General features: G+C 70.3%; 17 protein-coding genes. 13 read left to right on the forward strand and 4 right to left on the reverse strand.

What is annotated here, in order from left to right:
- Positions 1 to 4 precede the first annotated feature (4 nt).
- Together LY40_RS20865 and LY40_RS20870 are read right to left on the reverse strand one after the other, a co-directional pair.
- On the reverse strand, positions 5 to 829 hold the full coding sequence (locus tag LY40_RS20865) for a class I SAM-dependent methyltransferase (RefSeq protein ID WP_258937909.1): 825 nt from the start codon (positions 827 to 829) through the stop codon (positions 5 to 7).
- Positions 826 to 1,506, reverse strand: coding sequence for a TetR/AcrR family transcriptional regulator (locus LY40_RS20870; protein ID WP_258937910.1), 681 nt, complete (start codon positions 1,504 to 1,506; stop codon positions 826 to 828). The genes LY40_RS20865 and LY40_RS20870 overlap by 4 nt, the downstream gene beginning before the upstream one ends.
- Before the next feature lie 136 nt (positions 1,507 to 1,642).
- On the opposite strand from LY40_RS20870, the gene LY40_RS20875 reads away from it, so the two are divergent.
- The 10 genes from LY40_RS20875 to LY40_RS20920 all read left to right on the forward strand — a co-directional run bounded on the left by LY40_RS20875 (position 1,643) and on the right by LY40_RS20920 (position 11,661).
- A complete protein-coding gene (locus LY40_RS20875) occupies positions 1,643 to 2,161 on the forward strand; it encodes a hypothetical protein (RefSeq protein WP_183779960.1) in 519 nt (172 codons plus the stop codon).
- Positions 2,158 to 2,829, forward strand: a complete 672-nt coding sequence (gene mce1N, locus LY40_RS20880; protein WP_258937911.1) for a transport-regulating membrane protein Mce1N — start codon at positions 2,158 to 2,160, stop codon at positions 2,827 to 2,829. The genes LY40_RS20875 and mce1N overlap by 4 nt, the downstream gene beginning before the upstream one ends.
- A complete protein-coding gene (locus LY40_RS20885; protein WP_183779957.1) occupies positions 2,822 to 3,322 on the forward strand; it encodes a hypothetical protein in 501 nt (166 codons plus the stop codon). The genes mce1N and LY40_RS20885 overlap by 8 nt, the downstream gene beginning before the upstream one ends.
- 156 nt (positions 3,323 to 3,478) lie before the next feature.
- Entirely contained in the window at positions 3,479 to 4,801 is a 1,323-nt protein-coding gene (hemL, locus tag LY40_RS20890; RefSeq protein WP_183779954.1) for a glutamate-1-semialdehyde 2,1-aminomutase, read from the forward strand.
- Positions 4,798 to 5,427, forward strand: a complete 630-nt coding sequence (locus LY40_RS20895; RefSeq protein ID WP_183779951.1) for a histidine phosphatase family protein — start codon at positions 4,798 to 4,800, stop codon at positions 5,425 to 5,427. Before hemL ends, LY40_RS20895 begins: the two co-directional genes overlap by 4 nt.
- A complete protein-coding gene (locus LY40_RS20900) occupies positions 5,424 to 6,044 on the forward strand; it encodes a TlpA disulfide reductase family protein (protein WP_183779948.1) in 621 nt (206 codons plus the stop codon). Before LY40_RS20895 ends, LY40_RS20900 begins: the two co-directional genes overlap by 4 nt.
- Positions 6,045 to 6,364: 320 nt before the next feature.
- Complete coding sequence (locus tag LY40_RS20905; RefSeq protein ID WP_183785039.1) at positions 6,365 to 7,123, forward strand: cytochrome c biogenesis CcdA family protein; 759 nt, start codon at positions 6,365 to 6,367, stop codon at positions 7,121 to 7,123.
- The gene (gene resB, locus LY40_RS20910) at positions 7,120 to 8,880 is read left to right on the forward strand and encodes a cytochrome c biogenesis protein ResB (RefSeq protein ID WP_258937912.1); all 1,761 of its coding nucleotides are present in this window, start codon (positions 7,120 to 7,122) and stop codon (positions 8,878 to 8,880) included. The genes LY40_RS20905 and resB overlap by 4 nt, the downstream gene beginning before the upstream one ends.
- 12 nt (positions 8,881 to 8,892) lie before the next feature.
- Positions 8,893 to 9,885 (forward strand): c-type cytochrome biogenesis protein CcsB, encoded by a 993-nt coding sequence (ccsB, locus tag LY40_RS20915; RefSeq protein ID WP_258937913.1) that lies wholly within the window; start codon positions 8,893 to 8,895, stop codon positions 9,883 to 9,885.
- Positions 9,886 to 10,185: 300 nt separating this feature from the next.
- On the forward strand, positions 10,186 to 11,661 hold the full coding sequence (locus tag LY40_RS20920; protein ID WP_372497725.1) for a MinD/ParA family ATP-binding protein: 1,476 nt from the start codon (positions 10,186 to 10,188) through the stop codon (positions 11,659 to 11,661).
- Positions 11,662 to 11,796: 135 nt separating this feature from the next.
- Here the strand turns inward: LY40_RS20920 and LY40_RS20925 are convergent, their stop codons facing one another.
- Positions 11,797 to 12,006, reverse strand: coding sequence for a hypothetical protein (locus LY40_RS20925; protein WP_183779942.1), 210 nt, complete (start codon positions 12,004 to 12,006; stop codon positions 11,797 to 11,799).
- A gap of 110 nt (positions 12,007 to 12,116) precedes the next feature.
- On the reverse strand, positions 12,117 to 12,326 hold the full coding sequence (locus LY40_RS20930; RefSeq protein ID WP_183779939.1) for a BldC family transcriptional regulator: 210 nt from the start codon (positions 12,324 to 12,326) through the stop codon (positions 12,117 to 12,119).
- Positions 12,327 to 12,540: 214 nt separating this feature from the next.
- On the opposite strand from LY40_RS20930, the gene LY40_RS20935 reads away from it, so the two are divergent.
- The 3 genes from LY40_RS20935 to cds1 are packed head-to-tail and all read left to right on the forward strand — an operon-like array spanning position 12,541 to position 14,711.
- Entirely contained in the window at positions 12,541 to 13,017 is a 477-nt protein-coding gene (locus LY40_RS20935; RefSeq protein WP_183779936.1) for an Lrp/AsnC family transcriptional regulator, read from the forward strand.
- 3 nt (positions 13,018 to 13,020) lie between these two features.
- Positions 13,021 to 13,638 carry a DUF4229 domain-containing protein gene (locus LY40_RS20940; RefSeq protein WP_183779933.1) on the forward strand — a complete coding sequence of 206 codons (618 nt, stop codon included), beginning with the start codon at positions 13,021 to 13,023 and terminating at the stop codon, positions 13,636 to 13,638.
- Complete coding sequence (gene cds1, locus LY40_RS20945; protein ID WP_258937914.1) at positions 13,635 to 14,711, forward strand: L-cysteine desulfhydrase Cds1; 1,077 nt, start codon at positions 13,635 to 13,637, stop codon at positions 14,709 to 14,711. The genes LY40_RS20940 and cds1 overlap by 4 nt, the downstream gene beginning before the upstream one ends.
- The last annotated feature ends 56 nt before the right edge of the window (positions 14,712 to 14,767 follow it).

Genomic DNA, 14,767 nt, shown 5'->3' on the forward strand with positions numbered 1-14,767 from the left:
GTGATCAGAAGCGGTAGCGGACGATCCAGGCGCCGCGGCGGGCCTGCGCGGGCCAGCGGGCGAACGTCCGCGCCATGAGCCGGTACGCCAGCGGCAGGCGCTCCCGCTCCGGTGCGGCATCGCCCCACTGCTCCTCCACGAAGGTCAACTCCGGCGCGAGGGCCACGACGTCCTGCGGATCGCCGATACCGAACGTGCGGTAGTCCGGCGGCATGCCGACCGTCCGCAGGTATCGGCCCGCCATCCGGGCGGCCAGCGTGCTGTAGGCGTTGAAGATCAGTTCGCCGCTCGCGAAGTGATCGGTGATGTGCGGCAGCAGCCGCCGGTTCTGCTCCTCGGTGAGGAATCCGACGACCCCGTCGGCGACGACGATCGTCGGCCGGTCCCGCGGAATCCCGTCGGTCCAGCGCGTGTCGAGCAGTGAAACGCCGACGCCGTGCGCGTCGTCCCGGTCCGGAAGCAGCCGTTCCCGCAGCTCGATGACCTCGGGAAAGTCGACGTCGTACCAGTCGACGGTCTGCGGCGGGTCGACGCGGAACCGGCGCGTCTCCAGTCCGCTGCCGAGCTCGACGACGACGGCGTCCGGATGGGTGCGGACGAACCCGGCGACCGCGCGGTCGAGCATCGCGCTGCGGATGGCGACCGCTTCCGGAACGCCCGCCATCAGTTTCACCGAGCCGGTGTCGTAATCCAGCCGGCCGAGCACGTCGGTGGCGAGCGCGTCGCCCAGGAGAGGATTGGCGCCCTGGCTGTCGACCGCCCGTCCTTTCAGCGTGATGAGCAGTGTCTTCTGCATCGGCGTGAGGTGGTCGATGGACACGAGGGTCACGGCTCGCCTCCCCGGTCGTCGGTGCGGTACTCGGCGGTGGATGCGCGGATCCGCTCCCCGGTCGGCGAGGCCGCGAAGTCGGCCATGGCGGCGTAGACGTCGAACATCGCCGCGCCGATCCGATGCGGGTGAGCACGGTCGAGCGGATCGACGCCGAGGTGGCGCCCGATGTGCCGGTGCAGGACGACCGTGCCGGCGTGCATCGCCGTCATCACCGCCGCGGCACTGTTCGCCGCCGCCGAATCCGGCGGGAACCGGTCCGGCCACGTGGTGCTGAGGAACTCCGCGGTACCCGCCGCGAGGCGGTCGAAGACAGTGTCGGCCGCAGGTGACCCGTCCACCGTGGCGCGGGCGAAGTACCGCAACAGCGGGCCGCTCGTGGCGAGGAGTTCGGCGAGCAGGCCCGACTCCACCAGCGAACCGGCCGTGGCGGCGGCCGCCAACCGGTGCCCCAACGCGTCGACCACGGCGTCGTCACATGCGCGCCGCAGGGCCTCCTTCGACCCGAAGTGGTGCTGCACCAGGCCCGGTGAGACGCCGGCCGCCTCGGCGATGCCCCGCATGGTCGCGCCCGCGACACCGCGTTCGGCGAACTGAGTCAGCGCCGCGTCGCGGATCCTGGCGCGCGCCGTCAGGTCGCCCGGCGGTCTGTCCACCGCTTCATCGGCTTGAACCACATGTCGACAATACGGCTGACCAGTATCCCATTCAACTGTATTGTCGCCGCAGTCGCCGCAGTCGCCGCAGTCGCCCGCCCGTCGCCCGGCCACCGCCCCCCAATGCGCCGCTCCGCGGCCCCTACTCTTTGGGGGCATGAGCGAAGCCGACGAAAGCGACGACCAACGGCGGGCACGCGGTCTGCCGCCCTCGCCGCACCTGCCCGGCGACCCCGACCGGGAGCTGCCCGAGCCGCCGAAGCCCGTCAACGTCGGGTTCGGCCTGATCGTGGCCGCGGCGGTGGTGCTGGTCCTGGCCTTCGTGCTGCAGCTGCTCGACAAGGACGCGCTCACCGAGGAACTGATCTCGCAGAACACCGACGAGAACGTCACCAATGCCCAGATCGCTGCAGGTGTCGAATCGATGCTGTGGGCACTCGTCGTCGGGGCGGCCGCGGTCGGCGGCCTGATCGTGCTGTTCGCCTGGAAGGCGCGGCAGGGCACCCGTTCCGCGCGCACCGTCGTGACCGTGCTCGTCGTCGTGATCGCGCTGTTCTCGCTGCTCGGTGGTGGTTACACGGTGATCGGCGCGGTGCTGCTCGCACTCGGCGGCACATCGCTGATGTACCTACCCAGCGTCGACCCGTACTTCCCGAGGGTGGTCAAGAACCCGTGACCGGCAACGACGCCGAGGACACACGCGCCGAGGACATGGCCGCCAAGGGGACACGCGCCGGGGACAACGACACCGCCGACACCGCCGACACCGCCGACACCGCCGACGCCGAGGACTCCGACACCGATGACTCGGGCACCGATGACTCCGACACCGTGTCCTCGGTAGCCGAGGGCACGGCCGCCGAGGACACACGCGCCGAGGACACAGCTGCAGTCCCTGACGAGGTCACGGTTCACTACCAAGAACCGGGCGCGACGCTGTGGCGGCTCGGGCTCGGTCCGGCGTTGGCCGCGCTGGGGTTCGTCACGGAGCTGATCCTCGGCCAGCCGCCGCACTGGTTGATGTGGATCATCACCGGCGTCGGTCTGCTGTGGCTGAACGGCCTCTGGGTGTTCGCTCGCCGCAAGTTCCTGCGCGTCCGGGTCACCGACACCGAGTTGGTGCAGGGCACCGAGACGCTGCCGATCGCGGACATCGCCTCGGTGCTCACCCGCGAGCCCAAGCTGGGCACCCGCGTGCTCGGCGGTGGCCAGACCGTGCCTCGCCGGTACGAGGCCGTCGGACTCAAGCTGGTGGGCCGCAAGCATGTGCAGGCGTGGTCGCAGGACTCGGAGACGTTCACGGCAGCGTTGCGGACGGCCATGCGAAACTCACGCCGTGACTGAATCCGCGGATCGCACCGCCACCGACTCCGCCGCGCCGGCCGGGCCGGCCGCGTCCGCGGCGCCGCGCGCGCCCCGGCCACGGGGCCGCCGTAGGGCCGGAGCGGGCCGCGGCAGGCTGCACCAGCCGTGGCGGATCGTCGTCGCCGTCGTCGAACTCGTCGTGGCCGCGGTGGCCGTGTGGGGTGCCTTCCCGCTGTGGGGGTCGGCGATCCGCGAGGTCACCGTCCGCCTCGACGACGGCAGTGCGCTGACCTCACGCGTCTACGAGGGTGACCGGATCGCGCTGGCCGTCGCGCTCGGAGCGCTGGCGGCCGTGCTGGTGATCGACGCCGTCCGCCAGGTGATGCTCGGCGTCGCGGCCAAGGGCAAGAAGCCGAAGAAGCGTAAGCAGCCGGACCCCGATGCGGACGTTCCCGACCCGGACCGTCCCGAAGGGGACCGCGACGGTGCGGAAAGCGGCGGTGCCGGGCGCGCGGCCCGCGCACGAGACTGAACACCACACGCGCCCGTTCGGGAGCCCGTCCGCGGTCCAAGCCCGAGTCCCACCGGCAGGCACACCGAGCCGCCCGGTCGCTCGGGAGCATGCCCGCGGTCACTCCCGCCGGAGGCAGTCGTCGCAGGCCGCGGCCGTTTTGCGAGACTGGCGGACGTGACAGGTGGCAAGAGCACGGTCGAGAAGTCCCAGTCCTGGTTCCGGCGGGCCGCCGCGGCGACCCCCGGTGGCGTCAACTCCCCGGTGCGCGCGTTCGCATCCGTCGGCGGTGACCCGCGATTCGTGGTGAAGGCCGACGGTCCCTACCTGTGGGACGCCGACGACAACCGCTACGTCGATCTCGTGTCCTCGTGGGGGCCGATGATCCTCGGGCACGCCCATCCCGCCGTGGTCGAGGCGGTGCGCGAGGCCGCGTCGCACGGCCTGTCGTTCGGCACGCCCACCACCGGTGAGGTCGAGCTCGCCGAAGAGATCATCCGCCGCGTCGAGCCGGTCGAGCAGGTGCGCCTTGTCAACTCGGGCACCGAGGCCACGATGAGCTCGATCCGCCTGGCCCGCGCGTTCACCGGGCGCGCGAAGATCGTCAAGTTCGCGGGCTGCTACCACGGCCACGTCGACGCGCTGCTCGCTCAGGCGGGCTCGGGTGTGGCCACGCTGGGCCTGCCGACGTCGCCGGGTGTCACCGGTGCGCAGGCGGCCGACACGATCGTCGTGCCGTACAACGACCTCGACGCCGTGCGGAAGGTGTTCGCCGAGAATCCCGGCGACATCGCCGCGGTCATCACCGAGGCCGCCGCGGGCAACATGGGTGCCGTCCCGCCCGTCGAAGGGTTCAACGCCGCGCTGCGCGACATCGCCCACGAGGAGGGCGCGCTGCTGATCATCGACGAGGTCATGACGGGCTTCCGCGTGTCGTCGGCGGGCTGGTACGGCCTCGACGGCGTCGCGGGCGACCTCTACACGTTCGGCAAGGTCATGTCAGGTGGGCTCCCCGCGGCGGCGTTCGGTGGCCGCGCCGACGTGATGGCCAAGCTCGCGCCGCTCGGGCCCGTCTACCAGGCGGGCACGCTCGCCGGTAACCCCGTGGCGGTGGCCGCGGGCCTGACGACGCTGCAGCACGCCGACGCGTCCGTCTACGAGAAGCTCGACACCAACGCGGGGCGGGTCGCCTCGATCCTCGGCGACGCCCTGTCGGCCGAGGGCGTCACGCACACCGTGTCGCAGGCGGGCAACCTCGTGACCGTCTTCTTCGGCGACCGGCAGCCGACGAACTTCGACGAGGTCGCCGCCACCGAGACGTGGCGCTACGGCCCGATGTTCCACGCCTTCCTCGAGGCGGGGGTCTACGGCCCGCCGAGCGCGTTCGAGGCCTGGTTCGTCAACTCCGCGATGGACGACGCGGCCTTCGAGGTCATCGAGGCGGCCGCACCCGCAGCGGCCCGCGCCGCCGCATCGGCGACCCCGCCGGAGCGGGTATGACCAGCACGGTCGTCCACCTGCTGCGGCACGGTGAGGTTCACAACCCCGAGGGCATCCTCTACGGCAGGTTGTCCGGTTACGGGCTGTCCGAGCGGGGCAGGCAGCAGGCGGTGACCGTCGCGCAGGCGCTGAAGCCCCACAACCTGGTGCGGGTCGTGGCCTCGCCGCTGCAGCGCGCGCAGGAGACGGCCGCACCGATCGCGGGCGGCCACCGGCTCGACGTCGTCACCGACGAACGCCTCATCGAGGCGGACAACGTGTTCGAAGGCATGCGGGTCAGCGTGGGCGACGGGGCGTTGCGCAGCCCGAAGCACTGGCCGAAGCTGCGCAATCCCGTGGTGCCGTCGTGGGGTGAGCCGTACGTCGACATCGCGCGCCGCATGCTCGGTGCCGTCTACCGGGCGCGGGCCGCAGCCGAGGGCGGCGAGGTGCTGTGCGTGTCGCACCAGCTGCCGATCTGGACCGTGCGCCGGTTCCTCGAAGGCAAACGGCTCTGGCACGACCCGCGGGCCCGGCAGTGCTCGCTGGCTTCACTGACCAGTCTCGTGTTCCGTGAGGAGGAGCTCGTGGACATCGTCTACAGCGAACCCGCAGGCGCGACGGACCCGACGGTGACCGGCGCATGAGCGGGCGCGGCGGCAGCAACCGCAGGTCGCTCGGCACGCGGCTGGCGGCCGCGGTGCTGGTCGGCGGCCTTGCCCTCACCGGCTGCAGCACGGGCGACGGTGCCGCAGCAGACACGGCCTCGTTCAACTTCGTCGCCCCCGGCGGCAAGACCGACATCACCTACACCGGCGCCGACCGGCAGGAGATGCCGGAGATCAGCGGCGAGGATCTGTTCGACGAGAGCAAGCGGATCTCCAGCGAGGACTTCCACGGCAAGGTGCTGGTCATCAACATCTGGGGTCAGTGGTGCGGGCCGTGCCGCACCGAGGCGCCGGAACTGCAGAAGGTGTACGAACAGACCAAGGACGACGGCGTGCGGGTGCTCGGCATCGACGTGCGCGACTTCGACCGGTCGGCGCCGCAGGACTTCATGCGTAACCGAGGCCTGACGTACCCGTCGATCTACGACCCGTCAGGGCGGTCGCTGATCGGGCTGACGGGATATCCGCGCAACGTCGTCCCGTCGACGATCATCGTCGACAGGCAGGGTCGCGTCGCCGCGGTCTACCTGCGCGACCTGCTCGCCGACGACATCCTCCCTGTCGTCCGCGACCTGGCGGAGGAACGCGGCTCGTAGGCAGCCGCCGTGTTGCGGACTCCGGGGACCGTGTTGCCGGTTACAGGGACCGTGTTGCGGGTTACAGGGGCCGTGTTGCGGATTCCGGGGGCCATGTTGTGCCCGCCCGGCTTTCCGGCCACCGCCCGCCAACGGCGGGCGACCGTGCTCCCACGGTGCGGTGCGTCCACCCTTCGCTGATCCCGGTGGGGGCCGGATCGCGTGGCCCCGGGTCGGCGATAGTGACGGGCGCCGCATTCTCGCAGGTGGAGACAGGGGGCGGCGATTTAACACCGACCCCATTCCCTAGTCTGGGTGTCGTGAACGCGACCGAGCTGGCGATGTCAGGGCCGCTGCTGCTGGCCGCAGCCGTGGCCCTGCTCGCGGGCACGATCTCGTTCGCCTCACCGTGCGTGGTGCCGCTCGTCCCGGGCTACCTCGCCTACCTCGCCGCACTGGTCGGCTCCGACGCCCCTGCCGTCGACGCCGAGGAAGCCGCCGACACACCGAAACGCGGCAAACGTCCCGTCGTCGGGGCGACCGCCTTGTTCGTGCTCGGCTTCACCGTGGTGTTCACCGCCGGTGTCGGCGGCCTCGTCTGGCTCGCCGACGCGCTGCTCGTGAACGCCGAGACGCTGCAGCGCGTCGGCGGTGTGATCACGATCTTCATGGCGTTCGTGTTCCTCGGCTTGGTGCCCGGACTGCAGCGGGAGGTGCGTTCGCACCACGTCCCGCGCGCGGGCCTGTGGGGCGCGCCTGTGCTGGGCGCCGTGTTCGGCCTCGGCTGGACCCCGTGCATCGGGCCGACGCTGTCGGGAGTGCTCGCGATCTCCGCGGCCAGCGGCAGCACCGGCGCGCGCGGCTTCGTGCTGGTGCTCGTGTACTGCATCGGCCTCGGCCTGCCGTTCCTGCTCATCTCCGCGGGCACGAAGTGGGCCGTCTCCGCGACGGCGTGGCTGCGCCGCAACGGCAGGCGCGTGCAGCTGTTCGGCGGCGCCCTGCTGCTCGTCGTGGGGATCATGCTGGTCACGGGGCTGTGGATGGAGCTCACGTCGTGGCTGCGGGACGCCTTCATCACCGACACGAGGTTGCCCCTGTGACCCCAGCGCCGCCCCAGCGGACCGACAAGGCCGACGACCCCACGCCCTCCTACCGCGCGACACCGCTGCGCAAGGCGTGGGCGTTCGTCCGCAACACCTGGCGCGGCCTGACGTCGATGCGCACCGCGCTGATCCTGCTGTTCCTGCTGGCCGTCGCCGCGCTGCCGGGTGCGCTGCTGCCGCAGCGGTCGGTCAACGAGCGCAACGTCAACGGCTACCTCGCCGAGCACGGCTGGTGGGGCAGTCTGCTCGACGGCCTGCAGATGTTCGACGTCTACTCCAGTGTCTGGTTCTCGGCGATCTACCTGCTGCTGATGGTGTCGATCATCGGGTGTCTCGTGCCCCGGACGTCGGACTACATCCGCAGCATGCGCTCCAAGCCGGTGCTGACGCCGCGCAACCTGCGCAGGCTGCCGCACCACGACCGCGCCGAGACCACCGACGACGTCGACGCCGTGATGGCCGCCGCGCGCAAGCGCCTGCGCGGGTGGCGGCTGACCGAACGCGAGGAGGCGGGCGGCGCCCGCAGCATCAGCGCAGAACGCGGCTACCTGCGCGAAACCGGCAACCTGCTGTTCCACTTCGGCATGCTCGGCGTGATCATCTCGTTCGCGGGCGGGGCGCTGTACTCGTACGAGGGCCAGGTCATCGTCCTGGCCGACGGTTCGGAGTTCTGCAACGCCGGTATCTACAACTTCGACTCGTTCGAACCGGGGCTGCAGGTCGACGGCACCCAGCTGAACCCGTTCTGCGTGCGGGTCAACGACTTCCACGCCGAGTTCGAGCGTGGTCAGCCCGTGGCCTACAACGCCGGCATCGACTTCCAGTCGGGCGACGATCTCGCCGAGGGTGACTGGCAGCCGTACGACCTGGCCGTCAACGAGCCGCTGCGCACCGCGGGCGACCGGTTGTACCTCCTCGGCCACGGCTATGCGCCGACGTTCACGGTGACGTTCCCCGACGGGCAGAGCCGGACGCAGACCATCCAGTGGCGGCCGGTCGACGAGACCACGCTCCTGTCCGAGGGTGCGACGAAGTTCGAGGAGCCGGGCATCACGGACCCGGCCGAACGCCGGGAACGGCAGCTCGCGGTGACGGGCCTGTTCGCGCCGACACCGTCGATGCACGGCAAGATCCTTTCGTCGGCGGGGCCACAACTGACGGACCCGACGGTCGCGGTGGACATCATGCGGGGCGACCTGGGCGTCGATTCGGGACGTGGGCAGTCGATCTTCGAGGTCGACCAGTCGATGGTGGACGCGGGCAGGCTTGAACGCGTCGCACGCGAGAACCTCGAGGTCGGCCAGTCGCTCGCCCTCGACGACGGCACGACGGTGCGGTTCGACGGCGTCGAGCGGTTCGTGTCGCTGCAGGTTTCGCACGACCCGTTGCAGAACTGGGTGCTGGCGTCGGCGGTGGTGATGTTCGCCGGGCTCGGGGCGTCGCTGTTCATCAAGCGGCGCAGGCTGTGGGTGCGCGCCACTCCCGTGGGCGGTGACGACGACCCGGCCGGCACGCAGGCACGCGGAGTCCCCGCGGATGACACCGCCGTGGCGGACACCGCTGGTGACACCGCGGTGGAGGACGCCGCTGGTGACACCGCGACCGGTACCGAGGCCGACGACGCAGCGGCGGGTGGGACCGGCACCAATGAACGACGTACCGTAGTAGAAGTGGGCGGGCTCGCCCGCACCGATCAAGCCGGGTACGGCGAGGAGTTCACGCGCATCGCGGCAGAACTCCTCGGCCGGAAGTAGAAGGGCCTGGAGATGCCGGTAAACGAGACGTTGTCGCAGTACAGCGACTGGTCGTACACCACATCCGTCGTCATCTACATCCTGGCGATGGTGTTCTTCCTCGTCGAGCAGTCCTTCGGCCGACGCGGCAAGCAGGCCGCCGAGCGCACGCGCAGCCGTGAACTCGTCGGCGCCCGCGCCGGGAACAGCTACACGGCTTCCGGAAGCGACAACACGACCTCCGGAACCGACAACACGGGCGCGGCACCGACGCGGGCGGAGCGGTTCGGCCGCATGGGCGTCGCGCTCACCGTGCTGGGGCTGCTGCTGCACGCCTCGGCACTCGTGCTTCGCGGGCTCGCGACGAACCGTGTGCCCTGGGGCAACATGTACGAGTACGTGATGATCACGTGCTTCGTCGCCGTCGCGGCGTGGCTGGTGCTGCTGCGTAAGCACCCGGTGCGGCACCTGTCGATGTTCGTTCTGCTGCCGAACGTGATCCTGATGTTCATCGGCGGCACGTGGCTCTACGCCGTCGCCGCGCCGCTGCAGCCCGCGCTCCAGTCGTACTGGCTGATCATCCACGTGGCGGCCGCCGCGGCGTCCTCGGGCGTGTTCCTCGTGCCCGGCGTCGCGAGCATCTTCTACCTGGTCAAGGCGCGGAACGAGAGCAACCCGGAGAAGTTCGCGAAGTTCGCGGCGAAACTGCCCGCCAAGGACGTGCTCGACCGCATCGCGTACCGGACGACGGTGTTCGCGTTCCCGATCTTCACCTTCGGCGTGCTGTGCGGCGCGGTCTGGGCCGAAGCGGCATGGGGCCGGTTCTGGGGCTGGGATCCGAAGGAGACGGTCGCGTTCATCGCATGGATCGTCTACGCCGCCTATCTGCATTCCCGCGCGACGGCCGGCTGGCGCGGGAACCGTGCCGCGGTCATCAATGTGATCGGTTTCGCAGTGACGGTTTTCAACCTGTTCTTCGTCAATCTCGTGACCACCGGGCTCCACTCGTACGCGGGAGTTGGCTGACGGAACCGTCGAGTGCCGGGTAGCGTCGCACCTGGTACGACGACCATGCGAAGGATTGAAGCGGTGACCGCAGCGAACGACCCCAACGGGCAGGAACCGCAGAAGCCTCATGGCGCGCACCACATCCGCGACGCCGCGGATGTGGCGGGTGATGCCACCGATTCCACCGCGGCGCCAATGGATCCGGCGTCCATGGATCCGGCGCCCATGGATCCGATGAGTGCGCCGGACAGCCCCGAGGTGACGCAGCGCGTCAGCCCGCCGCCGGGTCAGCAGGCGCAGGCTCCGCAGGGCGGTCAGATGCCGTCGGCCGAGGAGACCCAGCCCGCGGTGCACTACCCGGCCCAGCAGCCGTACGACCCGAACCTGCCGCCGCTGACCCCGGACCAGACCGCCGGTGACGGTCAGCAGGCGCACGCAGCGGCGTATCACCCGTACGCGCAATACTCCCAGTTCGCCCAGCACGACGCGCCGCACGGCCGCCCGCCACAGCAGGCTCCGCAGGCACCGCAGCAGGCGGCTCAGGGGCAGCCGCACTACGACCATGCTCGCCCCGAGCATGCGCAACCGGAGCAGCCGCAATACGAGCCGCCGCAGTACGCGCAGCCGCCGGAGGCGCCGCGGGAGTCCTACGCGCAGCGGTACTTCGAAGGACAGCAGGGCCAGTTCGGCAGGCCGGTGCAGCCGCAACAGGGCCAGCCTCAGCAGGCCCCGCCGCAGCAGCCGATGCAAGCCCAGCACCCGCAGCAGGCACAGCAAGGGCAGCACCCGCAGGCCGTGCCACAGGGGCAGCCGGGGGAGCAGGGGCTGCCGCCGTTGCCGCAGCCGCAGCGTTCCGCACAGGGCGGTCCCGCCGACCTGGCGGGCAACAGCCTGGTCAGGCAGACCAAGCGGCCGCCGCGGTCCGGCTGGCGCAAGGCGCTGTACGTCGGCACGGGCAAGCTCGTCAACCCGGGCGAAGGCCCGGCGGACCGTGCCGAGCGGGATCTGACCGCGCGGGTCCAGCAGCCGCTGCGCGGCTGCTACAAGATCGGCATCCTCAGTCTCAAGGGCGGTGTCGGCAAGACGACGACCACGACGACACTCGGATCGACGTTCGCGTCGTTGCGCGGCGACCGGGTGATCGCAGTGGACGCCAACCCCGACCGCGGCACCCTGTCGCAGAAGATCCCGATCGAGACGACCGCGACCGTGCGTCATCTGCTGCGGGACGCCGACCGCATCACGCGGTACAGCGACGTGCGGGCGTACACCTCACAGGGCGGCAGCAGGCTCGAGATCCTCGCCAGTGAGCAGGATCCGGCCGTGTCGGAGGCATTCTCCGAGAACGACTACCGCAGGGCCGTCGATCTGCTCGAGCACTTCTACAACATCGTGCTCACCGACTGCGGCACCGGACTGATGCACTCGGCGATGAAGGGTGTGCTCGACCTCGCCGATTCGCTGGTGATCGTGTCGTCGGGTTCGGTGGACGGTGCCCGCAGTGCGTCCGCGACGCTCGACTGGCTCGACGCGCACGGCTACGGCGAGCTGGTGCAGCGCTCGATCACAGTGATCAACTCGGTGCGCCCGAAGTCCGGATCGGTCGATCTCGACAAGCTCACGGCGCACTTCTCGGCCCGCACGCGCGGGGTGGTCAAGGTGCCGTTCGACCCGCACCTCGAAGAGGGCGCCGAGATCGATCTGGAGCGACTGGACAAGGCCACCCGTACGGCGCTGCTGGAACTGGCGGCCACCGTCGCTGACGGGTTCACCATGGACCGCATGGCCCACTGAGCCGTCAGCGCCGCGCGGGGTGGCGGCACCCGTGGCGCGGTGAAGACCGCGGCCTCCCGCGGTGCCGGATGCCGACAACGACGTCGGCCGCGGCCCTGTCCGAATGAACAGTGACCGCGGCCGACGCGCTTGCAGCTACTTGGTGTCGTCCTCGTCGGGGCGCTGGGGGTCGGGGCGTTTCGGCTTCTGTTCGCCGAGCTTTCGCAGGAATTCCGGGTCGTCGTCCGGCGCGACCGGGTTGGCGCGGTTCGGCCGGGTTCCTGCGCCGACGCGCTCCTGGCTCAGCAATCGCCACACCACGACGGAGATCGTGATGGCGCCGACCACCGCGAGCAAATACAACATGCCCGCTCCTTCCCATGGGCTGACTACCACCAGCCTAACGTGTCCGCGGCAGTAGCCGGTCCGCAACGGGCGGTCCGGACACGGCGGGCGCGTTCCCGGCGAGGAGAACCTCAGGAGTTCTGTGGTCCGTCGGGGTCGGTGGTCAGCTCCGCGAGCAGCTCGTTGACCTCGGCCTCCCGGAACCTGCGGTGTCCGCCCGGGGTGCGAATGGAACCGATCCGGCCCGCCGTGGCCCAGCGCGTCACCGTCTTCGGGTCCACGCGGAACAACGCAGCGACCTCACCCGGGGTGAGCAGCCGTCCTCCTGTGGTTGCGGTCACGAATCCGCCTCCTTTGAACCACCGTTGATGTCTGTCCAGATGCAGGACTGTTCCGCAATCGTTGCACTCCGCCCTTCGGGTACTCGAACGGTGTTTGCCGAGTAAAGAGGAGGTAATGGACAAACGGGCCGGTTCGGACATTTTCCCAGGTCGTGGTGTTGCCGGGTCGAACCCGGAGGGGTGCCTCGTGTGAGGTGGGCTTTAACGTGGCCGCGTGGACCGTCTCGACCGCAAGATCATCGCCGCCCTCCGGGACAACGGCAGGGCGACGTACGCCGACATCGGCAGGGCCGTGGGACTGTCGCCGTCGTCGGTGCACGAGCGGGTCGGCAAACTCGAGGCCGCGGGTGTCATCACCGGCTACCACGCGACGGTGGACCCGCGCTCCGTCGGACTCGGCGTGACCGCTCTCGTCGGCATCCAGCCCACCGACACCGGCTCCAACGACGAGATCGCCGACGAACTGGTCGGCCTCGCCGAGGTGGAGAGCTGCTACGCCGTGGCCGGTGACGAGGCTTTCGTCGTCAAGGTGCGTGTGGAGACCGTCGACGAGCTGGAACACACCCTCGGCAGGCTCCGCAGGATCGACGGTGTCGCGCGGACCCGCACCACCGTCGTGCTGTCCACCCGCTTCGAGGGCAGGCCCAACAACCGTTTACTCGACGCCGACGACGACGGCGTAACCTCGTAAAACGTGAACGCACCAGCATCCTCGGCCGCCTCGGCCCCGTCACGGCTGGGCCGCGACCTGACGCTGTACCTGCTCGCACGGTTCGTGCTCGTCGCCGCGATCGCCGCGTTGCTCACCGTCGTCGGGGTGCCGCTGCTGGTGTCGGTACTCGTTGCCCTGGTCGTCGGCCTGCCGCTCGGCATGCTGCTGTTTCGTGGCCTGAACGCCCGCGTGACGGCCGGGCTCGCCGATCGGAACAAGCACCGCGCCAGGGAACGCGCCCGGCTGCGCGCCGAGCTGCGCGGCGAGCGCGTCGCACCGGCACCGGCCGACGACTCCGCCGTGACCGCAGACGAGGACGCCGACACCGAGGACGCCGCCGACGCCGAAGCCCGCGGCGGGAACGGTGACGCAGCCGACCACGCCGACGCAGCCGGCTCCGCCGGTGAGGCCACAGCGGACGGCGCTTCGCGGGGCAGCGTCTCCGAGAACGAGGCCTCCGAGAACGACGCCTCCCAGGACGACGCCTCTCACGACAGGGCGGCCTCTCAGGGTGAGACCTCTCAGGACGGCGCCCAGCAGGACGGACCCGACGAGGGTCCGGCAGGCGAGGATCCGGCAGGCGAGAGGACCCGCGAGTGACCGCGGCACCGGCGCATCGGGAGTGGGTGCGCGAGGCGGTCCGCATCATCGAGGCCGACGCCAATCGCTCCGCCGACACGCACCTACACGTCTTCCCGCTGCCGCCCGAGTGGGGCATCGACCTGTACCTCAAGGACGAATCCGTCCACCCGACAGGCTCGCTCAAACACCGCCTCGCCCGTTCGCTCGTGCTGTACGGGCTCGTCAACGGGCAGATCGGCCCGGATACGACGCTGATCGAAGCCTCCAGCGGATCCACCGCCGTGTCCGAGGCGTACTTCGCGCGCATGCTCGGACTCGACTTCGTCACCGTCGTTCCCCGCAAGACCAGCCAGGAGAAGATCGACCTCATCGAGTTCTACGGCGGGCGGTGTCACTTCGTCGACGTCCCCGTCGCGATGTACAGCGAGGCCGAACGGCTCGCCTCCGAATGCGGCGGGCACTACCTGGACCAGTTCACCTACGCCGAGCGGGCCACCGACTGGCGGGGCAACAACAACATCGCCGAATCCGTGTTCGCCCAGTTGGAACTGGAGCGGCACCCGGTGCCCGCGTGGATCGTCGTCGGCGCGGGCACGGGCGGGACGAGCGCCACGTTCGGCCGTTACGCGCGTTACCGCCGCTACGACACCCGCATCGCGGTCGTCGACCCGGAGAACTCGGCGTTCTACGGAGCCTGGGAGACCGGTGCCCGCGACTACGCCACCGGCATGCCGTCCCGCATCGAGGGCATCGGGCGACCGCGGGTGGAGCCGTCGTTCGTGCCGGAGATCATCGACGACATGATCCGCGTGCCCGACGCGGCGTCGATGGCGGCGATCCGGTTCCTGCGGGAACGCACCGGGCACTGGGCGGGCGGTTCCACCGGGACCAACCTCCACGGCGCGTTCACGGTCATCGCGCGCATGCTCGCCGCGGGGGAACGCGGCAGCGTGGTGACACTGCTCTGCGACGGGGGCGAGCGCTACGCGAACACCTACTACGACGACGGCTGGATCGCCGAGCAGGGTTTCGACCTGGAACCGCACCTCGCCGCCCTGCATCGCTTCCTGGACACGGGCCGCTTCCCGTAGGCCGCCGAGGCCCGCGAGTGGGGCCTCGGCGGCAGTGAGACCGAGATCAGCCGTGA

This window comes from Prauserella salsuginis (genome assembly GCF_024648885.1).
GTDB lineage: Bacteria > Actinomycetota > Actinomycetes > Mycobacteriales > Pseudonocardiaceae > Prauserella > Prauserella salsuginis.

What these genes read in the sequence shown, in the direction of transcription:
- LY40_RS20905 (WP_183785039.1), top strand. Translation starts at nt 6,365, where the DNA reads ATGTCAGGGCCGCTGCTGCTGGCCGCAGCCGTGGCCCTGCTCGCGGGC.
- LY40_RS20900 (WP_183779948.1), top strand. Translation starts at nt 5,424, where the DNA reads ATGAGCGGGCGCGGCGGCAGCAACCGCAGGTCGCTCGGCACGCGGCTG.
- LY40_RS20925 (WP_183779942.1), bottom strand. Translation starts at nt 12,006, where the DNA reads ATGTTGTATTTGCTCGCGGTGGTCGGCGCCATCACGATCTCCGTCGTG.
- LY40_RS20875 (WP_183779960.1), top strand. Translation starts at nt 1,643, where the DNA reads ATGAGCGAAGCCGACGAAAGCGACGACCAACGGCGGGCACGCGGTCTG.
- LY40_RS20895 (WP_183779951.1), top strand. Translation starts at nt 4,798, where the DNA reads ATGACCAGCACGGTCGTCCACCTGCTGCGGCACGGTGAGGTTCACAAC.
- ccsB (WP_258937913.1), top strand. Translation starts at nt 8,893, where the DNA reads ATGCCGGTAAACGAGACGTTGTCGCAGTACAGCGACTGGTCGTACACC.
- LY40_RS20920 (WP_372497725.1), top strand. Translation starts at nt 10,186, where the DNA reads ATGCCGTCGGCCGAGGAGACCCAGCCCGCGGTGCACTACCCGGCCCAG.